Below are 24,364 nucleotides of genomic sequence, written 5' to 3'. Positions count from 1 at the left end.
TCAGGCTCCTGCGGCTGCAAGCTGGCGCGTACGCGCGGCCTCGGTCGCTTCGACCGTCTCGACCGGGATGTGGTAATCGCGCTTGTAGTTGAAGGTATGGAAGATCGCGTAGCCGATCACGCCCAGGAACGACACGGCTGCGAGCCACCAGATGTACCAGATCATCGCGAAGCCGAGGACGGTCGACAGGCCGGCCAGGATCAGGCCCGTTCCGGTGCCCTTGGGCATGTGGATCGGACGGTAGCCGGTGGTCGGACGCTCCACGCCGCAGCGCTTCATGTCTTCCCAGGCGTCGATGTCGTGGACGATCGGCGTGAAGGCGAAGTTGTACTCCGGCGGCGGCGACGAGGTCGACCATTCCAGGGTACGGCCGTTCCACGGATCGCCCGTTTCGTCCTTCAGTTCCTCACGCTTCCAGATCGACACGGCGAACTGGACGAGCATGGCACCGATGCCGCCTGCAATCATCAGGGCGCCGAAGGCGGCGATGATGAAGAAGATCTGGATCGACGGATCGTCGAACACGCGCATGCGGCGGGTCACGCCCATCAGGCCGAGGATGTAGAGCGGCATGAAGGCGAACCAGAAGCCCGGGACCCAGAGCCAGAAGCTGACCTTGCCCCAGAATTCGTTCAGGCGGAAACCGAAGGCCTTGGGCCACCAGAAGTTGATCGCCGCGAAGATGCCGAACAGCACGCCGCCGATGATGACGTTGTGGAAGTGGGCGATCAGGAACAGCGAGTTATGGAGCACGAAGTCGGCAGGCGGCACCGCGAGGAGCACGCCGGTCATGCCGCCGATGGTGAAGGTGAGCATGAAGGCCACCGTCCACATCATGGGCAGGTCGAACCGGATGCGGCCACGGTACATCGTGAACAGCCAGTTGAAGAGCTTCGCGCCGGTCGGGATCGAGATCACCATCGTGGTGATGCCGAAGAACGAGTTGACGCTCGCGCCCGAACCCATCGTGAAGAAGTGGTGCAGCCAGACGAGGTACGAGAGGATGGTGATGACCAGCGTCGCGTAGACCATCGACGAGTAGCCGAACAGGCGCTTGCCGCTGAAGGTGGCGGTGACTTCGGAGAAGACGCCGAACAGGGGCAGGATGAGGATGTAGACTTCCGGGTGACCCCAGATCCAGATCAGGTTCACGTACATCATCGGCGAGCCGCCGAAGTCGTTGGTGAAGAAGTTGAAGCCCAGGTAGCGGTCGACGGTGAGCATGGTCATCACGGCCGTCAGCACCGGGAAGGCGGCGACGATCAGGATGTTGGTGCAGAGCGCGGTCCAGGTGAAGATCGGCATGCGCATCATGGTCATGCCCGGCGCGCGCATCTTGACGATGGTCGCGATCAGGTTGACGCCCGAGAGCAAGGTGCCGACACCGGCGATCTGCAAGGCCCATATATAGTAGTCTACGCCGACCCACGGACTGTAGGCCAGGTTGGACAGCGGCGGATAGGCCAGCCAGCCGGTCTGCGCGAACTCACCGATGAACAGCGAGGCCATGACCAGCACGGCGCCTGCCGTCGTCATCCAGAAGCTGAAGTTGTTCAGGAACGGGAAGCTGACGTCTCGCGCGCCGATCTGCAGCGGCACGATGTAGTTCATCAGGCCGGTGACGAAAGGCATCGCCACGAAGAAGATCATGATCACGCCGTGGGCGGTGAAGATCTGGTCGTAGTGATGGGCGTTGAGGTAGCCCTCGTTGCCGTTGAAGGCGATCGACTGCTGGATGCGCATCATGACCGCGTCGGCGAAGCCGCGCAGGAACATGATGAGACCCAGAATCATGTACATGATGCCGATCTTCTTGTGGTCCACGCTGGTGAACCACTCCTTCCAGAGATAGCCCCAGAGCTTGAAGTAGGTCAGCGCCGCCACCAGCGCCGCGCCGCCAAGGGCGACGACGACGAACGTGGCGAGCACGATCGGTTCCTGTGGCATGGCGTCCCACCACAGGCGGCCCAATAGCGGGCTCCAGTGCGAATGGTCTACAACTTCCATTGTTCTATCAGTTCCGGGAAATCTGAGAGGAGTGCGCGGCTTCGTTGGCGGCCACAGGCTCGCCCTTCGGTGCGGAGAGCGCCTGCTCGTCCTTGCCGAAGAGCGGCAGCGACTGCGGGGCCGCCATGCCGGCACCGGTCAGCGAACGCAGGTTGGCGGGCGCCTTGACCGTCTTGTCGGGCGCGGAGCCCGGCATCTGGCGGCAGAGCGCGCGAACCCAGGCCAGCTCGCGCTGGATGGCCGCGTTCGGGTTGGCATTGGCCGTGGCTGCAGCTTCGCGGCCGTGCTTGTCGTAAGCGAGCATCTCGACGTTGCGGATGCCGGCCTTGCCGAGGCCGCCGCGCGCGTCGAGCGCCATCATTTCGCTCATGCACATCTTGCCGGGCTCGACGCACATGTCGACGATCGCGTCGTAGAGGTTGGGCGCGACGGTGGCGTAGCGCGTGGCCGGGACCTTCTCGCTCGGCTTTTCAAGCTCGAGATAGGCGGCGCGGTCAAGATTGCCGCCGGTCTCGCCGTTCGTGGCAGGCGTGCCGGCCTTCACGTCGGCCGTCCACTTGGCGAAGTCCGCCTCGGTAACGGCATGCGTGGCGAAGCGCATGTTGGAGAAGCCGGCGCCAGAGTAGTTGGCCGAGAAGCCGACGGTTTCGATCGGCTTGTTGACCACGGCGTGCAGGCGCGTTTCCATGCCCGGCATCGCGTAGATCTGGCCGGCCATGGCGGGCACGTAGAAGGAGTTCATCACGCTCGAAGAGGTGATCTTGAACTGGAGCGGACGGCCGGTCGGCACGACCAGCTCGTTGACGGTGGCCACGCCCTGCTCGGGATAGATGAACAGCCACTTCCAGTCGAGCGCGACGACTTCGACTTCCAGCGGCTTGGCATTGGCGGCTACCGGGGTGGTGGCGTCGATGCGGCCGATGGTGCGGTAGGGATCGAGAAGGTGGGTGGTCACCCAGGTCAGCGCACCCAGGCAGATGATGATCAGCAGCGGGGCCGTCCAGATCAGCAGTTCGAGCTGGGTCGAGTGATCCCAGTCCGGCTGATAGACAGCCTCCTTGTTCGACGCGCGATAACGCCACGCGAACAGGACCGTCGCAGCCATGACCGGGACGATGATCAGCAGCATCAGCAGCGTGGAGATGACGACGAGGTCACCCTGCTGACGCGCGACATCGCCGGCCGGGTTCAGCACGACGGTGTTACAAGCGGAAAGCGCGCCAGTCAGGGACAAGGCGGCAAGGACTTTGGCGAGCGCGGTCAGCTGCCGCGGCTTCGGTCTGGACTCGGGTGGGCGCATGGGTGGAGCGCCTAGGCTCATGCCGCGAGTGCGAACATAGGACATTTTGTCCAATCCCCTTGACGGCCATCAATGACGATAGGGCCTCACCATGTAGCCGGGCGTTTCGCGCGCCCGCCTTGATTCGTCCGCATCCGGCAGGCTTTATCCAGGGCCGGCCGCGCGCGGACCCGAAACGAAGGCCGCAGAATCGAAATGACCAGCATCCCCCAGCCCCGCGAAGCCCTGGGCCTGCCGACGTTCAAGGAGCATCACCAGCCGTCGCCCGGTGAAATCGCCATCGGCGTGATCATCGGCCGAACGTCGGAGTTCTTTGACTTCTTCGTTTACGCCATCGCCTCGGTGCTGGTGTTCCCGAAGCTGTTCTTCCCCTTCGTCGACGCGCTGACCGGCACGCTCTATTCCTTCGCGGTCTTCGCGCTGGCCTTCGTGGCCCGCCCGTTCGGCTCGCTGATCTTCATGGCGGTCGACCGCGCCTATGGCCGCGGCACCAAGCTGACGATCGCACTGTTCATGCTCGGCGGCTCCACCGCGGCGATCGCGTTCCTGCCTTCGTATGAATCGGCCGGAAACACCGCGATCGTCCTGCTCTGCCTGTTCCGTCTGGGTCAGGGCTTCGCCCTTGGCGGCACCTGGGACGGCCTGGCCTCGCTGCTCGCGCTGAACGCGCCCGAGCACAAGCGCGGCTGGTATGCGATGATCCCGCAGCTCGGCGCACCGTTCGGCCTGATCGTGGCCTCCACGCTCTTCGCCTTCATGATCGCCGCCCTCCCCGCCGCCGACTTCCTCGACTGGGGCTGGCGCTATCCCTTCTTCGTGGCTTTCGCGATCAACGTCGTCGCGCTCTTCGCGCGCCTTCGCATCGTCGTCACCGAAGAGTTCGAGAACCTGTTCGCCAGCCGCGACCTTCAGCCGGTCAGCGTCGGCGCCACGCTCCGCAACGAGTGGAAGACCATCGTTCTGGGCGCTTTCGCCCCGCTCGCCAGCTTCGCGCTGTTCCACATGGTCACCGTGTTCCCGCTCTCGTGGGTGTTCCTCTTCACGCCCGATTCGCCGATCAGCTTCCTGCTGATCGAAGCGCTCGCGGCCGCCTTCGGCGTCGTCGCGGTGATCGCTTCGGGGCGCATTGCCGACCGTTTCGGACGCCGTAACCTGCTGGGCAGCTGCGCCGTCGCCATCGCAGTGTTCTCGGGCTTCGCGCCGCAGCTCCTCGATGCCGGTCCGGCAGGCGAAATCGCCTTCATGATCATCGGCTTCATTCTGCTCGGCCTCGCTTTCGGCCAGTCCTCGGGCGTCGTCGCCTCGGCCTTCGCCAGCGAGCATCGCTACACCGGCTCGGCGCTCACGAGCGATCTGGCCTGGCTGTTCGGCGCCGGCTTCGCCCCGCTTGCAGCGCTGCTGCTGTCCAGCCACTGGGGCCTGATCGCCTCGGGCGGCTACCTGCTCTCCGGCGCAATCGCCACCCTGGCGGCGCTCTGGCTGAACAAGGAACTGGCCAGCCGTAACTGATCGGCTGCCCATGGCGGGCCGCTTTCGGCGGCCAGTCACCCTATCGATCGGCAAGGGGGCGCTTCGGCGCCCCCTTTTCGTTGCGGCGGGCGATCTCCCAAGCCCGGCCAGACCCCGGCGCAAGAGCGAATCGGGCGATTTCAGCGGCTTCGAGAGAATTTGGGCGAGTGTTCAAATAACGCCATGCCGTAGTTTGTCAGAAATGAAGCCATTTCATTTGACAAAAAGGGCCTCGCGCAAGCACCCATTCTCCCAATCAAGAGCAAAGAAATCGGAGGGAGAGTCAATGCGTGCGTTCAAGCAGCTGATGCTGTGTTCGGCGGGCCTGTCGGGTATGTGCGGCCTGGGGTGGGTTGCCCCTGCCCTGGCCCAGGAAGCGCCCGATGCGGTGTCGGCCAACGAAGCCAACGTCATTATCGTCCAGGCCCGTCGCCGCGACGAAGACGTGCAGGACGTTCCCGCCGTGATCGACACCGTCACCGCTGACGAGATCGGCAAGCTCAACTTGCGTGACTTCAAGGAAGTTTCGACGCTGGCGCCGGGTCTCCAGCTCGACACCAATGCCAACGGCATCGGCGGCAACGCCAAGATGCGCGGCGTCAACTTCGACGTGAACGCCAGCGGCAACAACCCCACCGTCGAATTCTACATGAACGACGCGCCGATCACTGCCGGCATCGTGCTGCAGCAGATGTACGACATCGGCCAGATCGAAGTGCAGCGCGGCCCCCAGGGCACGCTGCGCGGCCGCGCCTCGCCCTCGGGTTCGATCACCGTCACCACCAAGAAGCCCGACCTCTATTCGCTGGGCGGTTTCGTGGACATGACGGCCAACGACATCGGCACGCAGAACATCAAGGCCGGCCTTAACATCCCCGTGATCGAGGGCATCGCCGCGATCCGCGCCGCCGGCGTCTGGGATGAGAACGAGCTGGACCGCGTCCGCTCGATCTACACCAACCGCGATCCCTGGTCGCGCACCAAGAGCGGCCGTATTTCCGGCCTCGTCACGCCCACCGACTGGCTCCGCTTCGAAGGCATGTACCAGCGCCTCGACCGCGACCAGCGCAGCTACGACCAGATCGCCTCCTTCTCGGAGGTCAATCCGGACGCCGCGCCCAGCCCGGTCTACATCTCGTCGAAGGACCGCCTCTCGAACTACGAGAGCCCGCGCCTCGTCAACCAGGCCTTCGATGTCTACAACTGGCGCGCGGAAGCCAGCGGCTGGGGCCAGCGCCTGATCTATCAGGGCCAGTACTATACCCAGAAGATCCACTCGACAGAGAACTTCGACAAGGGCAACGCCTTTGCCGGCAATGTCGACCAGATCACCGATACCCGTTCCACCTCGGAATCGCATGAAGTCCGGCTGCAGAACGAAGCGCGCCTGTTCGGCATGGTCGACTATGTGGCCGGCTTCTTCGACAGCCACAACAAGCCGCATACGGACCTGACCAACCCGACGATCGTGGCCCTGCCCGCGGCCTTCGGCGGCGGCATTGCGCAAGTCGTGCAGACGCCGATCACCAGCCAGGGCAAGACTCACGAACAGTCGATCTTCGGCAACCTCACCGTGCATATCGGCGATGCTACCGAAATCTCGGGCGGCGCGCGTCATATCGATTACAAGGACGAGAGCCAGCTTATCGTCAACGGCGCCACGATCTCCAACAATGCGCAGAAGGCGAAGAAGTGGATCTACAGCGGGTCGATCAAGCACAACTTCACGCCTGACCTCATGATCTACGCCGCCACCGGCAGCTCCTGGCGGCCCGGCATCAATGTCGTCGGCGATTTCAACATCACCCCTTCGCCGCTGGAAAACTCGTTCCTTCACCTGCCGGCCGAAACCTCGGAATCCTATGAAATCGGCCTGAAGTCCACGCTCATGGACGGCCGCCTGCGCTTCAACCTCACCGGCTACCACCAGAAGTTCAAGAACTACCCCTACCGCGTACCGGGTTCGGGCGTGTTCTACGTCAACACCGTCGCCCTGCGCGATCCCACCACGGGTGCGGTCACCGGGCTGGCCCAGCAGGTCAACAACTTCAACTTCGTCGGCGCCGTGCCGGTTGAGGTCAACGGTGTCGAAGGCGACGTCTCGTTCGACATCACGCAGGGCTGGACCTTGAACGCCTCGGCCAGCTACTCGCTGGGCAAGATCAAGGGCGGCAGCGTGCCGTGCAACGATCTGGACGGCGATGGCGTGCCCGATGCAACCACCAGCGCGCCCTCGCTGGCGGACCTTCAGGCCGCAGTCGGCGCCAACAACATCGCCGCCTGCAACGTCTCGCAGCGGGCCTCGTTCATGGCGCCCTTCTCGGCCACCGTGCAGAGCGAATATTCGTTCCCGGCCTTCGGCGGCAACGATGCCTACCTTCGCGGCCTCCTGACCTACACCGGCAAGTCGCAGGGCGACCCTGGCAACGCCTGGGACGACGTGAGCGACTATGCCCTGGTGAACCTCTTCGCGGGCCTGCGCTCGGGCGACGGGGCATGGGAGATCGGTCTCTACGCCAAGAACGTCTTCGACACGACGAAGACGCTCACCCGCACCAACCCGCTGTTCACGGCTTATCAGCAGCTTGGCTTCGCGGGCCAGTTCAACCCCGCCACCGGCCGCCCGGTCTTCACCGGACCGACGGGCGCCACGGCCACAAGCACGTATACCGGCGTGACCACCACGGCCCCGCGCGAATTCGGCATCAACGTGCGCTACGCCTTCGGCTCGCGCTGACCGCAACGGCCGATACGAAAAGGGGGCGGCAAGGCATCACCTTGCCGCCCCCTTTCGTTTGAGCCGCGAAGCCCGTCAGGTTTCCTGCCAGCTGCCACCCAGCGCGCGGAACAAGTCCACTTGCGCGAAGGCCACGGCGCGGGTCGCCGCTGCATAGTCGGCTTCGGACTGGGCCAGCGTGCGCTGGGCGTCGAGCACGTCGAGCGCATCGATCTGGCCCCTGGTCTCGCGCGCCAGACTGACGTTCGCCGCCCGCTCCGCCGCATCGCGGGCCGAGGCGAGGCGCGCCTTGCGCAGCAGGGCGTTGCGATAGGCCGAAAGCGCCGTCTCGGTCTCCTCCAGCGCGCGCAGCACGGTGCCGTCGAAACTGGCAAGATCGGCCTTGGCATCGGCCTTGGCCCCGCCGATCCGCGAACGGATCGCTTCCTGGTTGGGGAAAGCCCAGGAAATCATCGGCCCGAGCAGCCAGCGCAGCGGTCCGCCGCCGAAGATGTCGGTCGCGCCGACTGCCGTGGTGCCGATCGATCCGCCCAGCGTGATCTTGGGATAGAGATCGGCCGTGGCCACGCCCACGCGGGCGGTGTCCGCCGCAAGACGGCGCTCCGCCGCCTTCACGTCGGGGCGGCGCGCCAGCAGGGTGGCGCCGTCACCCACGGGAATCGGGCTGCTCACGTCCGGCGTGGTGGTGCGGGTCCGCGCCGCCTCGGGCAGGTCCTGCGGGGTGCGCCCGGTCAGGGTCGCGAGGCGGAACAGCGCCGCATCGCGGGCAGCCTGGAGGCTCGGGATCATCGCCGCCTGCTGCTCGCGAAGCTGGGTGACGCGGATCACGTCGAGCTTCTCGTTGAGGCCGCGCTCGAAGCGGGCATTGGTGATGCGCGACGAGCGGTCGAGCAGGTCCACCGTGCGCTGCGCAACGCCAAGCTGGTCGGCGGCGCTGGTGGCATCGACATAGGCGCGCACGGTATCGGCGACGACCGTCACCCGCACCGCATCGGCATCCTCCTGCGCGGCGCCGAGATCGCCGCGCGAGGCCTCGACCCCGCGCGAAACGCGGTCGAACAGGTCGAGTTCGTAGCTGACCGCAAGCTGGCCATCCACGCGGCGCCCTTCCCGATCGAAACCGGGAAGAGCCTGCGCTTCGGAAACGCGGCCATAGGTCCCGCTGGCGCTGACGTCGGTCTGCGGCAGGCGGTCCGAGCGGGCGCCGCGCAGGCTGGCGCGGGCCTTCTCGATCCGCGCCACGGCCACCCGCACATCGGTATTGGCGGCCAGGGCATCGGTCACCAGGCCGTCAAGCACCGGGTCGTTGTAGAGCCGCCACCAGGTATCGTCCGGCGCGGCGGCCGTGACTTCGGCGGTCTGGACGCCCACGAAGGGCGCCGCTGCCTGGGCCGGCGGCGTCGGCGCGACATAGTCGGGTCCGACGGCGCAGGCCGAGAGGGTCGTCGCGGCGAGAAGTCCCGCGACCAAGGATTTGATATTCAGGGACATCTTGCGTCCTTTCATTCCGCCGGCACGACCGCGTGGCTGGCGTGATGACCCGCTGCAGGCTTGCGCCGCAGGGAGGCCGCCAGCTTGCGGCAGACGACATAGAAGGTAGGCGTGAACAACAGGCCGAAGGCGGTGACGCCGGTCATTCCGAAGAACACCGCCGTGCCCAGCGCTTGGCGAAGCTCAGCGCCCGCACCCTTGGCGATCACCAGCGGCACCGTGCCGAGGATGAAGGCCAGCGAGGTCATCAGGATCGGGCGCAGGCGGGTGCGGGCCGCGTAGACGGCTGCCTCCACCGGCGAATAGCCCCGTTCCTCCTCGGCCTGCTTGGCGAATTCGACCACGAGGATCGCGTTCTTGGCGGCAAGGGCAATCAGCACGACGAGACCGATCTGGGTGAGGATATTGTTGTCCATCCCCCTGAGGTTCACGCCGAGCATGGCCGCGAAGAGGCACATCGGCACGATCAGGATGATCGCCAGCGGCAGGGTCAGGCTCTCGTACTGGGCGGCGAGCACCAGGAAGACGAAGAGCACGGCCATGCCGAACACCACGCCGGCGGTATTGCCCGCGGTGGCCTGCTGATAGGCGATACCCGTCCACTCGGTGCCGTAGCCCGAAGGCAGGGTTTCGCCTGCGATCTTCTCCATCGTCGCCAGCGACTGGCCCGAGGAATAGCCCTTGCCGTAGCTGCCGTCGATTTCCACCGCCGGGTGCAGGTTGTAGCGCACCACGCGGTAGGGGCCGGTCTGGTCCTTGAAGGTCGCGACCGAGCCGACCGGTACCATCGCGCCCGAGTCCGAGCGGGTCTGGAGGTTGGCGATGTCCGCGGTGGATCCGCGATGCTCGGCATCGGCCTGCGCGGTGACGCGATAAGTGCGCCCCAACAGGTTGAAGTCGTTGATGTAGGCCGAACCGAGGTAGACCTGCATCGCCTCGAAGACCTTGGCGGGAGAGACGCCCAGCATGTCCGCCTTGCGGCGGTCGACGTCGGCGAAGACGCGCGGGGTGTTCATGGTGAACAGGGTATAGACCTGGCTCAGTTCGGGGGCCTGGTTGGCCTTGGCGATCAGCGCGCCGGCCGCCTTCTGAAGCTCGGCCAGACCGCGCCCTTCCTTGTCCTCCACGACCATGCGGTAGCCGCCCGGGGGGACGATGCCGTTAATGGTCGGCGGCGGGATCAGCAGGACCTGCGCCTTGTCGTAGCCCTGCATCGCGGCCTGGGCCTGGGCCATGATCCCTTCATAGGTCACGCCGAGAGCTTTCCGCTCCTCGAAGCTCTTGAAGGGGAAGTAGATGGCGGCGGCGTCCGGCGCGGCGGTCTGCGAAGGACCGTGGAAACCGGCGAACATCACCGCGCCGCGCAGGCCCTTCACCGGCAGGATGCGCTTGGCGACTTCCTGCGTCACTTCGTCCGTGCGGTTGAGCGAGGAGCCCGGCGGCAGGAAGATCGCGGCGAGGAAGTAGCCCTGGTCCTGGTTCGGGATGAAGCCCGCAGGCGTCGCCCAGAACAAGCCCACGGTGGCGGCGATGAGCGCGGCATAACCGGCCATCATCTTCACCGGGCGCTTCACCAGCGTCAGCGTGAGGCGGGCATAGCCCTCGCTCATGCGTTCGAAGCCGTGGTTGAACCTGTCCGCGGCGCCTTGCAGCGTGCGCTTCCAGCGCGGGGCGCCCTCTGGCAGGGCATGGCGTTCCTTCAGCAGCATCGCCGCCAGGGCCGGAGACAGCGTGAGCGAAAGCACCAGCGAGATCACCGTGGCGGTGGTGATCGTGACGGCGAACTGCTTGTAGAACTGGCCCGACATGCCGGTGATGAACAGCGTCGGCACGAAGACCGCGCAGAGCACCAGGACGATGGCGATCAGGGCGCCCGTCACTTCGTCCATCGAGCGGCGAGCAGCCTCCAGCGGAGACATGCCCTCCTCGATGTAGCGTTCCACGTTCTCGACCACGACGATCGCGTCGTCGACGACGATGCCGATGGCGAGCACCAGCCCGAACAGCGAGAGGTTGTTGAGCGAGTAGCCGACCGCCGCCAGCATGATCGCGGTGCCGACCAGCGAGACCGGGATCGCGATGATCGGAATGACGGCGGCGCGCCAGTTCTGGAGGAAGACGAGGATGACGAGGACGACGAGGATCACCGCCTCGAACAGGGTGTGGTACACCGCGTCGATCGACTGGCCGATGAACTCGGTGGGGTTGTAGATGACGGAGTATTCGAGGCCCTTGGGGAAGTGCGTGGCCACGTCGTCCATCTCGGCGCGCACGGCCTTGGCGGCATCGAGCGCGTTCGAGCCCGGGCGTTGCAGCACGGCGATCACGACCGTGGGCTTGCCGGAAAGGTAGGTGTTGGTGGTGTAGTCCTGCGCGCCCAGTTCCACGCGCGCCACGTCACGCACGCGGACCTGGCGGCCTTCGGCATCGGTGCGCACGACGATGTCGCCGAACTGCTCGGGCGTGGTCAGGCGGCCCTGCATCTCGACGCCGACCTGATAGGCATTGCCGCGATCATACGGCGGCGCGCCGATCGCACCGGAGGAGACCTGCACGTTCTGGGCCTTCAGCGCGGCGACGATCTCGCCCGCGGTCAGGTTCATGGCGGCGGCCTTGGTGGGATCGATCCAGATGCGCATGCCGTAATCGCGCGAGCCGAACAGCTGCACGTCACCCACGCCGTTCAGGCGCGAGAGGCGGTCCTTGACCTGCGTGAGCGCATAGTTCGACAGGTAGTCACGGTTGAACGTGCCGTCGGGCGACTGCAGGTTCACGACCATCAGGAATTCGGGCGAAGTCTTGCGCGTCACCACGCCCATCGCGCGCACCGCGTCGGGAAGGCGCGGTTCGGCAATGGCGACGCGGTTCTGCACGAGAACCTGCGCGGCATCGAGGTCGGTGCCGATCTTGAAGGTGACGGTGATGGTCACCTTGCCGTCGCCGGTCGACTGCGAGGACATGTAGAGCATGTCGTCGACGCCGTTGATTTCCTGCTCGATGGGAGCGGCCACGGTGTCGGCGACGGTTTCGGCGGAAGCGCCGGGATATTGGGCGGTCACCGTCACCGTCGGGGGGACGATGTCGGGATATTGGCTGACCGGCAGGCCGAAGAACGCAAGCGCACCCACCACGGTGAGGATCACCGCGATGACGCCTGCGAAGATCGGCCGGTCGATGAAGAACCGGGAAAATCGCATGAGAATATGCCCCTGTCACGGGGAGCGGTCACTCAGGTCGAGGACCGCTCCCCCGATGGGTGAATGTCAGTTGGCGAGCGTGGCCTGCGCGGCCACGGGCGCGCTGGGACCGGAGACGACCGCAGCCGCCTTGGGATCCACCGCGATCTGGCCGCGGCGGGTATTGACCTTGGCGCCGGCAATGGCGGCCTGGTAGTTGGAGATGACGACGCGGTCGGTCGGGGCCAGGCCCGAGCGGATGACGCGAAGGCCGTCCACCAGCGGGCCGAGTTCGACCGGCTTGGCCGCGACTACGCTGTCCTTGCCCACCGTCAGCACCACCTTGCGGGCCTGGTCGGACTGGATCGCATCGTCGGGCACCAGCATGGCCTTGACCGTGCCGCCTTCGGCCAGACGCATGTTGCCGAACATGCCCGGCGTCAGGAAGCCGTCTGGATTGTCGAGCACGGCACGCACGCGGATCGTGCCCGAGCGCGGGTCGAGGCCGTTGTCGGTGAAGTCCAGCTTGCCGTTCCAGCGATAGGCCGCCTCGTCCTGGAGGCGGACCTGTACGTTGGCGGCGTCCTTGTGCTCGGCCTTCTCGCGCTGGGTCTTGAGGAACAGCGCTTCGGAGGCATCGAACGTGAAGTAGATCGGGCTGACGGCATTGATCGTGGTCAGCAGCGTGGCGCCGGTGCCGTTCTCGCCCGAGACGAGGTTGCCCACGTCCACGCGGCGGTCGGAGATCCGGCCCGAGATCGGCGCGCGGACGGTGGCGAACTCGACGTCGAGCGAACGCTGGCGCACGCGAGCATCGGCGGCGGCCAGCGCGGCAGTGGCAGCGCGGACCTTGGCGCGAAGCTGGTCGACTTCGCTGGCGGCCATGGCCTCGTCACCCTTGAGCCCGGCGACGCGGGCATAGTCGGACTTGGCAAGGACGAGCGCGCTCTGGGCGGAGGCCACTTCGGCCTGCGCCTCGGCCAGTGAAGCGCGGTAGGGACGCGGATCGACGGTGAACAGCGGCTGCCCTTCGCGGACGAAATCGCCGTCCTTGAAGAACAGCTGCGTGATCGCGCCCGAGACACGCGGGCGCACTTCCACCGACTTGCTGGGTGCGAAGCGGCCGACATAGTCGTCCCACTCGGTCACGTCGCGCATCAGCGGATTGGCGGCCTGGACGACGGCAGGCGCCATCGGCGCTGCGTCGGCTTCGGAGTGGCTGAAGGTTTTCCAGCCGATGCCCGCCACCGCGACCAGCGCGATGGCGGCAATGGCGGCCTGGCGCCCGCGGGACGGGCGGCCTCGCGGGCGGCTGCGCGGAAGCTCGGCTTCCGCTTCCGCCGCGGCGAGGGTTTCTGGGGATACGGGGAAATTCACGCGGCAAGCCTCCGGAACGGGGCGCGGGAGCGCCCGATAAAATCGATGACGGCGCCGATCTTGGCTTCGCTGTGGCCGGCCGCGCGGGCTTCCTTCATGACGGAAGCGGGCAGCGTGTAGCCATGATGCCAGGCCTGGACCGCCAGGCGGCGCAGCGCTTCCAGCTCCTCGTTGGCGAGCGTGGGCGAAGGCGGCTGCGGGCCGAAAATCAGGCGGGCGAACCAGCCGCGCTTGCGCTGCGGCCGGAGCGTTTCGAGACCATCTCCCCGCGCCAGTTCGACGATCCTGCGCTCGAAGCGCGAGAGGATTTCGGACACGGCGCCAAGGGGCGTCTCGGGAATGGGGCGGGTTACGGGCAGCGCCTGGAGCGCCGCATCGGAAAAGTCGATGAAGGCCATGATTCGTGCTCCCTGGAAAGTGCCCGGCACGCGCCCTCGGGACAGGAGGGGAAAAAGGGCGCGCGCCGGGGTTCTCCGGCGCAAGGGGCGTCGGAAAGTCTTGGGACACAGAAAGACACTCCCCGGAATCGCACTTCCGAAAACGTCTTCTGCACAGGTTCGTATTCTAGGAGTCACCTGCGGGGACAGGCGGCACCGAGGGGAGGCCCGGTTGACCGGACCCTTGGGAACTTGGCCCCCGCTACTCCCTCAAGCGGCGAGTCGGGTTACCTCGTTCTGTACCAAGCGGTATATATTGCGGTGCAGTATCCCGTCAAGCGACTTTCTGTACCGCTTGGTAAGATTTGTTCGAAAGTGCTCATTTCAAGGCCTGAACGCCGGTTGAATGAGATTTTTTCGAAGGGCCCGTTTACGCGGCGTCAACCTGACACACGTTCAGGATGATCCGGGGAAGCGCGCGAATTCGGCGCTTAAGCCGCTTAACGGCCCGGCCACATCGTCAGGTAGGTATCGACGACGCCCTTCAATTCCTGCGCGCAGGAACCGCCCTGGGCCTTGACGGACATGCCCTGGAGCACCGTGGTCAGGCATTGGGCCAGGCAGCGCGGATCGACGGTGTCGGGCAGATCGCCCTCGGTCTTGCCGCGTTCGAAGCGTTCGATGAGCGCATCCTCAGTGGCGATCCGGCGTTCGGTGACGAAGTTGCGGATCGAGGGATCTTCCATCGTGCAAGTGACGGTGGACATCACACCCAGGCAGCCATGCGGATCGCTGCCGCCGCAATGGGTGGTGATCGCCCCTTCCAGCAGCCGCTCGGCCACGCCGCGCGCGGTGGCGGCTTCCAGCGCCTTGCCGACATAGGCCAGCTTGTCGCGCTCGTAGAGGTCGAGCGCCTTCTTGAAGAGTGCTTCCTTGTTGCCGAAGCAGGCATAGAGGCTAGGCTTGGTGATGCCCATGGCCTCGGTCAGCTCCGCCATCGACGCGCCTTCGTAGCCGCGCTGCCAGAACACCCGAAGCGCCGCCGTCAGCGCCTCTTCGGGGTCGAACTCACGCGGACGACCGCGAGTCGTAGTGGGGGCCGAACATTTCATACCGGTCGGTATATAGGTAGCACCCTGCCGTCCGTAAAGTGTCACGCTCGATCATAGACCGAGCGTGACAGGCAACGGAAGAAGCCGGGACTTCCTTAACCTACGAACGCACGTTCGATGACGAAGTCGCCCGGCTTGGCATTCGAACCCTCGGTGAAGCCCCAGGATTCGAGGTCGGCCGAGAAGTCCTTGATCATGTCCATCGAGCCGCAGAGCATCACGCGGTCGGTCTCGGGGTTGAAGCGCGCATCGCCCTTCAGACCTTCGAACATGCGGCCGCTTTCCACCAGGGCGCCGATGCGGCCGCTGGTATGGAAGGGTTCGCGCGTGACGGTGGGCACATAAGTCAGCTGCACCAGCGCCTGCTCGGCCACCAGCGGATCTTCGGCCAGCTGGCTTTCCAGCTCCTCGCGGTAGGCCAGATCGCTGACGCGGCGGACGCAGTGGACGACGACGATCTCGTCATAGAGGTCATAGACGTCCGGGTCGCGGATCAGCGACATGAACGGCGCGAGGCCGGTGCCGGTCGAAAGCATGAACAGGCGCTTGCCCGGCAGCAGCGCGTCCGTGACGAGCGTGCCGGTGGGCTTGCGGCCGAGATAGATCTGGTCGCCCGGCTGCACGAGCTGCAGGCGCGAGGTCAGCGGGCCGTCCGGCACCTTGATCGAGAGGAACTCGATTTCCTCGGCCCACGAAGGACTGGCGATCGAATAGGCGCGCAGCAGTGGGCGCTTCTCGCCCTGGAGGCCGAGCATGACGAACTCGCCGGAGCGGAAGCGGAACGATGCCGGGCGCGACATCGTGAAGCTGAACAGGTGCTCGTTCCAGTGGCGGACGCTGAGAACTTCCTCGACCGAAAGGGCCGTCGTGGGTTCAAGAGTGGGCATCACGGCCTGACCGTCGCTCATCAATTCATTCCTCGGGTGGTAGAGTGGCTAAGCTCACATGTGGGCCCAAACAGGCGCGAGCCCGCAGAGTCAAGGCTTTCAGCGGGGCCGGAAGCATTCCGCATCGCTGCGGAACCGACTGAGCCGCCGCCCCTCCGCACGCCATGCGCGCGCTGGCGGCGCATAGCAGATGCAATCGCAGGCGCAAGCGCCCGGTGCCGGGAGAGGCGAAAAGGGATCATGGGCTTGGAGGTTTCGCCTAGTAGCCCGGTTCGCCGGGCTTGCAACGCAATTGCATTTTCACGCCCGAAAGCCAGACTTGGCCCCGCATCCGGGAACGCCGGTGCCGCACATTGCGCGGCGTTCGGTGTGAATACTCTCACCGCACCATGCGCCGCTCCGCATGAAAGACGCCTGCTGCGGCCACGTCCGGGTGCAGCGACGCGGGAGGCATCGATCGGAACCGGGAGCAAGGCAGCAGCGGCAAACATAGCGGCGCGACTACTATTATTGCTATCGACTTGCAATAGCACACATGCGCGCATCTGTTGACGTGCAGCGCCGGCGACGCGAGGCAAGGCGCGACCCTTCAAGAAACTGGAACAAGACGAACCAACTTATCCCAATACCCTGAACGGCCGAAACGGAGGAAACAGATCCCGCCTCCAACGCCGCGAAAGACCCTGCCATGACCCGCCTTCTCGAACCCTTCCACGACCGCGCCAACCGCTTCGCTGACATGGCGCAGCCGGTCATCATCGCCATGGGAACCGCGGGCCTGACCGGCGGCGCCATGGCGGCCTTGGCCCTGTTCACCGATCGCGCCATCCAATCCCGCGCCGCCGCCGCCGCGCACCGCTGACGAGACGGCCCTGCACCCGGGCCGCGCACCCGCCGGCCTTGCGCGCCAGAGGCTTTCCCCGAGGCTGCGGACAGTCTATCTGTCGCCGCGAAAACCGCGACCATGCCTCCCTCCTCACCCCCTTCCCCCTCCCGATCGGGCCTGGAAGCCGCCTTTCTCGAGAATCGGGACAAGCTGCTGCACTTCCTGCGCGCGCGCGGCGCCGGAGATTCGGCGGAGGACATCGTCCAGGAAGTGTGGCTGAAGATCTCGCGCAGCAGCCCCGGCCCTGTCGCCTCGCCGCTGTCCTATCTGTTCCGCACCGCCGACCTCCTGATGATCGACCGCTTCCGCTCCGCCCGGCAATCCGGCACGCGTGAGCGCGACTGGACGGATGCGAATGCAGACGACGCCGGCGCCTCGCCCGAACCTTCCGCCGAACGCCGCCTTGCCGCCGCGCAGGAAGCCGGGCGCGTGCTCTCCCTCCTCGAAAGCCTGGGCCCGCGCGTCTCGGCCATTTTCCGCAGCCACCGGATAGACGGCATGGCGCAGAAGCAGATCGCGGCCGCATTCGGCATCAGCGTCAGCACCGTGGAAAGCGACTTGCGCATCGCTTATCGGGCGCTCGCCCAATGGAAGGAACGCAGCGATGGGGCCTGAGATCGAAAGGCCTGAGACCGACGGGCCTGGGACCGGCAGCCTCGGAACAACAAGGCCGTCGCCCATTGTCTCCGTCTTCGCCGCAGAAGGAGCGCGCGATGAGTGAAGACGACAAGATCCGGGCCGAGGCGCTCGACTGGGCCGTGCGCGCGGGCGATCCGGCCTTCGAGGACTGGGAAGGCTTCACGCGCTGGCTCGACGAGAACCCCGCCCATGCCGCCGCTTACGACCGGATCGCCGCGTCCGTTCTGGACGGGGCCGAACTGATCGCCGCCGCCGCGCCGGCCAATGACGATGGGGGCGAAACGCCCGTTCCGACAGGCGCCGCGCTGCGCCGGTCGGCGCGGCCGTGGATCGGCGGCGCGCTGGCCGCTTCGCTGGCGCTCGTCGCGGGCCTGTGGATGTGGCAGGCCGGCAGCCGCGACCTCTACCGGATCGAGACCGCACCGGGCCAGGTCCGCACCGTCGTGCTCGACGCGCAGACGCGGGTGGATCTTGCCGGCGGCACCGCGATGGCGTTCGACCGCAAGGACCCGCGTTTCGCCCGGCTCGAAAGCGGCCAGGCGCTCTTCACCGTCCGCCACGACGAGGCCAGGCCGTTCCGCGTGACCGTGGGCAAGGACACCCTCGTCGACGTCGGCACCGTCTTCGACGTGCGCAGCCAGAGCGGCGACCTCAGCGTTGCGGTGTCGGAAGGCGCCGTGCAGTTCAATCCCGAAGCGCAGGACCTGCGCATCGCCCCGGGCGAGATCCTGCAGCGGCGCGGCCGGTCCGGCGACTATACGCTGGGCAAGATCGCGCCGGAGCAAGTGGGCGAATGGCGGGGCGGGCGGGTGACCTTCCAGGATACCGCGCTCGGCGCCGTGGCCGCCGATCTCGCCCGCGCGACCGGCGTGGACTACCGCGTGGCGCCCGGCAGCGCCGAGCGGCAGGTTTCGGGCTCGCTGCTGGTGGCACCGCTGCGCAAGGACCCTGCCGCCCTCGGCCCGCTGCTCGGCGTCGAGGTCCGCGCCGAAAGGCCGGACGGCGCCGATCCGCGCTGGGTGATCGGCGTGCGCTGATCGTGAAGGGTGCGGCGTGGCTTCTGGCGGCCCTCGCGGCCATGCCTGCGACCGCCTTGGCGCGCGATGCCGACGTGCTGACGCGCGCCGGCACGGCGAGCGAAGCCGTCGTCGAACTGGCGCGCCAGACCGGCACCAGCATCGTCATCGCCGATCCGGCGATTGCCCGCCGCCCGATCCCCGCACTGCGGGGGCGCATGCCCGTGGCCGAGGCGCTGAACCGGCTTGCCCGCGCGGCCGGGGCGCGCGCCGTTCCGGTCGGTCCCTCGGCCTGGCGGCTCGAAGCCGCGCGGCCCGCAGCGCCCCTCGCCCGCCCGCCTCGTGAGGCAGCCCGAACCGCAGCGCCCTCCGCCCCTGTCGAAACGCGCGGCGAGCCGATCGTCGTCCAGGCCACCAAGCGCGACTTGCGGGTGGAGGATGTGCCCGGCCAACTCGCGATCCTTGACGGCAAGGCGCTGGAATCGGGCGGCGTGGGCGGGACGGAGAAGTTGACCCGCCAGTTGGCGACCGTGTCCTCGACCCATCTCGGCAGCGGGCGCAACAAGCTGTTCATCCGCGGCATCGCCGATTCCAGCTTCACCGGCCCGACCCAGGCCACCGTCGGCCAGTACCTGGGCGACATGCGGCTGACCTACAATGCGCCGGACCCGGATCTTCGCCTGTCCGACCTTGCCCGCGTGGAAGTGCTCGAAGGACCGCAGGGCACGCTCTACGGCGCCGGATCCCTGGGCGGGATCATCCGTCTGGTGCCTCATGCCCCGGTCATGGGGGAAACGGGCGGCACGGTGATCCTGGGCGGCTCGCTGACTCAGCACGGCACGCCCGGTGCCGATGCCAGCGCAACGGTCAATCTGCCGCTCGCGGGCGAGAGCGTGGCCCTGCGCGCCACCTTGGACAGCTCCACCTCCGGCGGGTACATCGACAAGCCACTGCTCGGCCGCACCAACGTCAACCGTTCCAACGTGCTGGGCGGCAAAGTGGCCCTGCGTGCCCGGATCGCGCCCGACTGGACGATGGACCTGCTCGCGCTGGCCCAGACCACCGAGGCCGACGACAGCCAATATGCGGACCGGGACGGCAAGCCGCTGGAAAGCTCGGCGCGGGTGCCCGAAGGCTCAAGGGCGGACTATGCCCTCGGCCAGTTCGTGGTCTCGGGACGGATCGGCGCGGTGAATCTGCGGTCGACCACCGGGATCGTCGCGCAGGACCTGCACGAGCATTATGACGCCAGCGAGCCCGGCGGCGATCCGCGGCTGTTCTCGCAGACCAACGATACCCGCATGATCGTGCACGAGACGCGCCTCTGGCAGAGCGAGCGGCACGGCTTCGGCTGGCTGCTCGGCGCGAGCTACACCCACAACCGCACCACCCTCAATCGCGACTTCCAGAGCCCGGCCTTGTCGGTGCGCAAGGCAGCGACGGGGGTGCGCAACACCATCGACGAATTCACGCTCTACGGCGAGGCCAGCCTGCATCTGGCCGGTCCGCTGACGGCGACCGGCGGCGGCCGCCTCACCCGCTCGCGGCTCGGCGGCGACGGGGAGGATATCGCCATGGCCACTACCATGGCGCTCGCCGCCTCGGGCGTGACGGCAAAACGCACGATGAGCACTTTCCTGCCCTCCTTCGCGCTGAACGCCCGTTTCTCGCCGGAAGATTCGCTCTACTTGCGCTACCAGGAAGGCTTCCGCCCCGGCGGCTTCGCGATCGAGAGCAATGCCGTGCGCCGTTTCCAGAGCGACCGCACCGGCACGTTCGAAGTCGGTGCCCGCCACGGCCGCGCCGGCGCCAGCCCGTTCGACATGGCGCTCAGCCTTTCCTACACGCGCTGGCGGGACATCCAGGCAGACTTCATCGACGGCTCCGGCCTGCCCAGCACGGCGAACATCGGCGACGGCCGCGTCTGGTCCGCCAGCATCTCGGGCGGCGTGCTGCTCGCGCCCGGCCTGCGCGTGGAACTGGGCGCGACCTGGAACGAGAGCAAAGTGGACGAACCGTCCGCGGCGCTGGTGCAATACGTGCTGGCGCCGGTCGGCCTGGCAGCGGCTACGCTGTCGCGGGCGGACGTCCTGCGCTATGTGTCAGCGCGGGGCATGCAGGTGCCGAACATCGCCCGGTTCGCCGGCCACTCGGCCCTGGCATGGACGCATGAGCTTGGCGGGTTCCGGGACGGAGACTGGGCGATCAACGCCAACGGCTGGGTCAATTACATCGGCCGCTCGCGCCTCGGCATCGGGCCGGAACTGGGCGCACCCCAGGGCAACTACGTCGACAGCGGGTTCGACATGCGCTTCGGCACGCCTGCTTACGGCCTCACCCTGAGCGTGACCAACCTCGCCGATGTCCAGGGCAACCGCTTCTCGCTCGGCACGCCGTTCAGTACCGGCCGCGAGCAGGTGACGCCGCTGCGCCCGCGCACCTTGCGCCTGGGTCTCGACGCGCGGTTCTGACGGCACGATCCGCGCACCGGCCATCGCCGGATCCCCGCCTTCCCTGCTGACGGGCGGGCAAGCGCGGACGGCAAGCGAAACTTTTTTCCAAGGCTGCCGGCGAGTGTCTCCGTCTCAGGTGTCAATACGACCTGAAGGGACGAAGATGCCTCGCTACCTGCTTGCTTCCACCGCGCTTTTCGCACTGGCGACTGCAGCCCACGCCGAAGACGTGACGACCAAGAAGACCACGCCGCTGCTCACCTCGACGATCAAGGCCGGTGCGGCCGACGCGATCAACGTGACCAAGGACGGCTCGGTCGTGCTGACCGGCGGCACGGCCGTGACGATGGACAGCAACAACAACGTCGCCAATGCCGGCGCCCTGACCGTCACCAATGCCAACGGCGCGCGCGGCATCGTCGCCAATGCCGGGACCACGGGCGACATCGTCAACACCGGCACGATCACGCTGGACGAGCCCTATACCCCGACCGACGACGACAAGGACGGCGATCTCGACGGTCCCTTCGCGCTCGGCTCGAACAGGATCGGCATCCGCACCGAAGGCGATCACATCGGCAAGATCACCCAGAGCGGCACGATCACCATCGAGGGCAACGATTCCGCAGGCGTTTCGCTGGGCGGCAAGCTCACCGGCAATTTCACCCATGACGGCAAGACCAGCGTGCTGGGCGACAACGCGATCGGCGTGAAGACCGGCCAGATCGACGGCAACGTCCGCCTCGCCGGCTCGGTCCAGGCCCAGGGCAAGAACGCCATCGGCGCGCAGTTCGGCGGCGACGTCAACGGCGCGATGGTGGTGCAGGGTTCGATCGTCTCGACCGGCTACCGCTATCCCACCCCGCCCGCCGATCCTTCCAAGCTCGACGCCGACGACCTGCTTCAGGGCGGCTCCGCGATCGTCGTTGCGGGCAATGTGACCGGCGGCATCGTCCTGGCCGTGGCGCCCAAGGACAGCGATCCCAACAATGCCGACGAGGATGGCGACGGCATTCCCGACGCCACCGAAGGCGCGGCCAAGGTCTCCAGCTACGGCAAGGCGCCAGCCATGATGATCGGCGCGGCCGGCAGGGATATCGCCATCGGCCCGGTTGCGGCCACGGCCAGCAAGTACGGCCTCCAGATCGACGGCACCGTCGAAGGGCACGGCCTCTACACCGGCATCGACGGCAATGGCCTGGCCATCGGCGGCCTTGGCGGCAACGTCACCATCGCGGGCGGCATCGGCATCAACGGCTCGGTCGCCGCGACTTCCAAGGACGCCGCCGCCACCGCCCTGCGCCTCGGCGCGGGGGCGAGCACGCCGCTGATCCAGAACGCCGGCACCATCAGCGCCTCGGGCGCCCAGGCCGTCGCCGTCCGCATCGACGCCGGCGCCAGCCTCCCCATCTTGCGCAACTCCGGCACGATCAAGGCAGCCGCGGTCAACGAGAACGGTTCGGCCACCGCCATCAGCGATGCCAGCGGCACGCTGGCCCTCGTCGAGAACAGCGGCGCCATCTCGGCCACCGGCGCCAAGGCGGGATCGGGCAGGAACATCGCCATCGACCTCTCCAGGGCGGCCGGCAGCGTGACGGTGAAGCAGACCCAGGTGGGCGCGGGCTTCACCGCCCCCTCGATCGTCGGCGACATCCTGCTGGGCGGCGGCAACGACGTGGTCGACATCGCCGACGGCACGGTGACCGGCAACGTCGCGTTCGGCAGCGGCAACAATACCCTCTCGCTTTCGGGGGACGCCGTGCAGACCGGCAATGTCACTTTCGGCGCCGGGTCGGACAGCATGACCCTGGCGGGATCGTCGCGCTTCGTCGGCACGGCGGACTTCGGCGGCGGCACCGATACGCTTGCCCTTGCCGGCACTTCGGTGTTCTCGGGCGCGCTGGCGAATGCCGGCAATCTCGCGGTCAAGATCACCGGCGGCACGCTCGACGTGAAAACGCCGGCCTCGATCGGGTCCCTCGAAGTCGGCAAGGACGGCGTCCTCGCGGTGACGCTGAACAAGGCACCGGGCCAGGGCTCGGCCTATAACGTCGCCGGTACCGCCTCCTTCGCGGACGGGGCCAAGCTCTCGATCAAGCTGGCCGACGTCTCGACCGCCGAAGGCAGCTACCAGGTGCTCACTGCCGGCACGATCCAGGGCCGCGACACGCTGAAGGCCGCGACCGATCTTGTGCCCTACATGTTCAAGGCCACGCTGAACGATACCGCCGCCGCCAATACCCTGGTGGTGGACATTGCCCGCCGCACCGTGGCCGAACTAGGCCTCAACCGCTCGCAGGCGACGGCCTACAATGCGATCTTCACGGCTCTCAGCCAGGACGAGAAGATCGAGGACGTGTTCCTGGGCATCACCAATGGCGACCAGTTCCGCCAGAGCGTGGGCCAGATGCTGCCCGACCATGCGGGCGGTGCGTTCGAAGGCATCAGCCTCGGCGCACGCACGCTCGCGCGCCAGCTCATGGACCCGGTCAACCCGGTCTGGGGCGAAGGCCGGTTCAGCACGACGATGAACCTCTCGTTCTGGGGCAGCGACAAGAACGCGGGCAGCACCGCGGCCTACAACCTGCAAGGCTACGCCATGTCGCTGGGCGCGGAGTACCTCACCGGGCTCGGCCGGTTCGGCGGCACGTTCTCGTACTTGTGGAACCGCCACACCAGCGGCGGCACCAGCGAGATCAAGTCGAACTCGTTCGAATTCGCCGGTCACTGGCGCGGCCAGTTCGGCGCGGTACAGGGCTTCGGCCGCGCCTCCGTGGGCCGTTCGAACTACGACAGCGAGCGCCAGTTCATCGGCGCGATCGGTACCGAGAACGTCAACCGCACGATCAAGGGCAAGTGGAACGGCACGTTCGTGACCGCAGCGGGCGGCGCCTCGTGGGAGGGCGGCGGCAGCCACTTCTTCTACCGTCCCGCCGTCTCGGTCGACTACGTGCGCCTGAAGGAAGACGGCTATACCGAGAACGGCGGCGGCAAGGCGCTCGACCTCACGGTGGCTTCGCGCACCAGTGACGAGCTGGGCGTCAACGGCGGCCTGACCCTCGGCATCGACTTCATGGGCATGCAGAGCCGCGACGAGAACTGGTTCCGCGTCGAGACCGAGGGCGGCTGGCGCGAAATCGTCAGCGGCGGCATCGGATCGACCACCGCCCACTTCGCCGGTGGCCAGAACTTCACGCTCGACGGCGACGAGGCCACCAGCGGCTGGTTTGCCCGCCTGCGCGCAGTGGGCGGCACGCTGGGACTGACGATGGGCGGCGAACTCTCGGCCGAGGATCGCCACGGCCATGTCGACCTCGCCTTGCGCGGATCGGTCACCATCGGCTGGTGATCGTCCGCGCCTGAGCAAGGCTGGAAACGGCCACCGGACCGGCGCCCC

15 protein-coding genes are annotated in these 24,364 nt (G+C 67.0%); 7 read left to right on the top strand and 8 right to left on the bottom strand.

Annotated elements, in window-relative coordinates; genetic code table 11:
- Together cyoB and cyoA are read right to left on the bottom strand one after the other, a co-directional pair.
- Window positions 1-2,007, bottom strand: coding sequence for a cytochrome o ubiquinol oxidase subunit I (cyoB, locus tag AC1VV3_RS13320; protein WP_132261655.1), 2,007 nt, complete (start codon window positions 2,005-2,007; stop codon window positions 1-3).
- Between the two features lie 7 nt (window positions 2,008-2,014).
- Window positions 2,015-3,307, bottom strand: a complete 1,293-nt coding sequence (gene cyoA / locus AC1VV3_RS13315; protein ID WP_132261653.1) for a ubiquinol oxidase subunit II — start codon at window positions 3,305-3,307, stop codon at window positions 2,015-2,017.
- 195 nt (window positions 3,308-3,502) lie between these two features.
- On the opposite strand from cyoA, the gene AC1VV3_RS13310 reads away from it, so the two are divergent.
- Window positions 3,503-4,816 (top strand): MFS transporter, encoded by a 1,314-nt coding sequence (locus AC1VV3_RS13310; protein ID WP_132261652.1) that lies wholly within the window; start codon window positions 3,503-3,505, stop codon window positions 4,814-4,816.
- A 286-nt stretch (window positions 4,817-5,102) separates the two neighbouring features.
- The gene (locus tag AC1VV3_RS13305; protein WP_431568644.1) at window positions 5,103-7,553 is read left to right on the top strand and encodes a TonB-dependent receptor; all 2,451 of its coding nucleotides are present in this window, start codon (window positions 5,103-5,105) and stop codon (window positions 7,551-7,553) included.
- Between the two features lie 75 nt (window positions 7,554-7,628).
- On the opposite strand, the gene AC1VV3_RS13300 is transcribed toward AC1VV3_RS13305, so the two are convergent.
- From AC1VV3_RS13300 to AC1VV3_RS13275, 6 genes are all read right to left on the bottom strand, one after another.
- On the bottom strand, window positions 7,629-9,044 hold the full coding sequence (locus AC1VV3_RS13300; protein ID WP_431568643.1) for an efflux transporter outer membrane subunit: 1,416 nt from the start codon (window positions 9,042-9,044) through the stop codon (window positions 7,629-7,631).
- An 11-nt stretch (window positions 9,045-9,055) separates the two neighbouring features.
- Window positions 9,056-12,241, bottom strand: coding sequence for an efflux RND transporter permease subunit (locus tag AC1VV3_RS13295; RefSeq protein ID WP_431568642.1), 3,186 nt, complete (start codon window positions 12,239-12,241; stop codon window positions 9,056-9,058).
- 66 nt (window positions 12,242-12,307) lie between these two features.
- Window positions 12,308-13,597 (bottom strand): efflux RND transporter periplasmic adaptor subunit, encoded by a 1,290-nt coding sequence (locus AC1VV3_RS13290; RefSeq protein WP_431568641.1) that lies wholly within the window; start codon window positions 13,595-13,597, stop codon window positions 12,308-12,310.
- Window positions 13,594-13,995 carry a hypothetical protein gene (locus tag AC1VV3_RS13285; protein ID WP_132261645.1) on the bottom strand — a complete coding sequence of 134 codons (402 nt, stop codon included), beginning with the start codon at window positions 13,993-13,995 and terminating at the stop codon, window positions 13,594-13,596. Before AC1VV3_RS13285 ends, AC1VV3_RS13290 begins: the two co-directional genes overlap by 4 nt.
- A gap of 479 nt (window positions 13,996-14,474) precedes the next feature.
- Entirely contained in the window at window positions 14,475-15,086 is a 612-nt protein-coding gene (locus AC1VV3_RS13280) for a TetR/AcrR family transcriptional regulator (protein WP_431568640.1), read from the bottom strand.
- Window positions 15,087-15,181: 95 nt separating this feature from the next.
- A complete protein-coding gene (locus AC1VV3_RS13275) occupies window positions 15,182-15,994 on the bottom strand; it encodes a ferredoxin--NADP reductase (protein ID WP_132261641.1) in 813 nt (270 codons plus the stop codon).
- Window positions 15,995-16,661: 667 nt separating this feature from the next.
- Here AC1VV3_RS13275 and AC1VV3_RS13270 point away from each other — a divergent pair.
- From AC1VV3_RS13270 to AC1VV3_RS13250, 5 genes are all read left to right on the top strand, one after another.
- Window positions 16,662-16,835, top strand: coding sequence for a hypothetical protein (locus AC1VV3_RS13270; protein WP_431568639.1), 174 nt, complete (start codon window positions 16,662-16,664; stop codon window positions 16,833-16,835).
- A 102-nt stretch (window positions 16,836-16,937) separates the two neighbouring features.
- Window positions 16,938-17,474, top strand: a complete 537-nt coding sequence (locus AC1VV3_RS13265; protein ID WP_431568638.1) for an RNA polymerase sigma factor — start codon at window positions 16,938-16,940, stop codon at window positions 17,472-17,474.
- Window positions 17,475-17,572: 98 nt separating this feature from the next.
- Window positions 17,573-18,535 carry a FecR family protein gene (locus AC1VV3_RS13260; RefSeq protein ID WP_431568637.1) on the top strand — a complete coding sequence of 321 codons (963 nt, stop codon included), beginning with the start codon at window positions 17,573-17,575 and terminating at the stop codon, window positions 18,533-18,535.
- Window positions 18,536-18,576: 41 nt separating this feature from the next.
- Entirely contained in the window at window positions 18,577-20,985 is a 2,409-nt protein-coding gene (locus AC1VV3_RS13255; protein WP_431568636.1) for a TonB-dependent receptor, read from the top strand.
- Window positions 20,986-21,130: 145 nt separating this feature from the next.
- The gene (locus AC1VV3_RS13250; protein WP_431568635.1) at window positions 21,131-24,316 is read left to right on the top strand and encodes an autotransporter outer membrane beta-barrel domain-containing protein; all 3,186 of its coding nucleotides are present in this window, start codon (window positions 21,131-21,133) and stop codon (window positions 24,314-24,316) included.
- Window positions 24,317-24,364 lie beyond the last annotated feature (48 nt).

This window comes from Novosphingobium sp. BL-S-34, assembly GCF_056857015.1.
Note: the sequence above shows the minus strand (reverse complement) of the source record. Positions and strands in the feature narration are given on the sequence as shown.

What these genes read in the sequence shown, in the direction of transcription:
- AC1VV3_RS13275 (WP_132261641.1), bottom strand. Translation starts at nt 15,994, where the DNA reads ATGAGCGACGGTCAGGCCGTGATGCCCACTCTTGAACCCACGACGGCC.
- AC1VV3_RS13265 (WP_431568638.1), top strand. Translation starts at nt 16,938, where the DNA reads ATGCCTCCCTCCTCACCCCCTTCCCCCTCCCGATCGGGCCTGGAAGCC.
- AC1VV3_RS13270 (WP_431568639.1), top strand. Translation starts at nt 16,662, where the DNA reads ATGACCCGCCTTCTCGAACCCTTCCACGACCGCGCCAACCGCTTCGCT.
- AC1VV3_RS13250 (WP_431568635.1), top strand. Translation starts at nt 21,131, where the DNA reads ATGCCTCGCTACCTGCTTGCTTCCACCGCGCTTTTCGCACTGGCGACT.
- AC1VV3_RS13295 (WP_431568642.1), bottom strand. Translation starts at nt 12,241, where the DNA reads ATGCGATTTTCCCGGTTCTTCATCGACCGGCCGATCTTCGCAGGCGTC.
- cyoA (WP_132261653.1), bottom strand. Translation starts at nt 3,307, where the DNA reads ATGCGCCCACCCGAGTCCAGACCGAAGCCGCGGCAGCTGACCGCGCTC.
- AC1VV3_RS13285 (WP_132261645.1), bottom strand. Translation starts at nt 13,995, where the DNA reads ATGGCCTTCATCGACTTTTCCGATGCGGCGCTCCAGGCGCTGCCCGTA.
- AC1VV3_RS13255 (WP_431568636.1), top strand. Translation starts at nt 18,577, where the DNA reads ATGCCTGCGACCGCCTTGGCGCGCGATGCCGACGTGCTGACGCGCGCC.
- cyoB (WP_132261655.1), bottom strand. Translation starts at nt 2,007, where the DNA reads ATGGAAGTTGTAGACCATTCGCACTGGAGCCCGCTATTGGGCCGCCTG.
- AC1VV3_RS13260 (WP_431568637.1), top strand. Translation starts at nt 17,573, where the DNA reads ATGAGTGAAGACGACAAGATCCGGGCCGAGGCGCTCGACTGGGCCGTG.
- AC1VV3_RS13300 (WP_431568643.1), bottom strand. Translation starts at nt 9,044, where the DNA reads ATGTCCCTGAATATCAAATCCTTGGTCGCGGGACTTCTCGCCGCGACG.
- AC1VV3_RS13305 (WP_431568644.1), top strand. Translation starts at nt 5,103, where the DNA reads ATGCGTGCGTTCAAGCAGCTGATGCTGTGTTCGGCGGGCCTGTCGGGT.
- AC1VV3_RS13280 (WP_431568640.1), bottom strand. Translation starts at nt 15,086, where the DNA reads ATGAAATGTTCGGCCCCCACTACGACTCGCGGTCGTCCGCGTGAGTTC.
- AC1VV3_RS13310 (WP_132261652.1), top strand. Translation starts at nt 3,503, where the DNA reads ATGACCAGCATCCCCCAGCCCCGCGAAGCCCTGGGCCTGCCGACGTTC.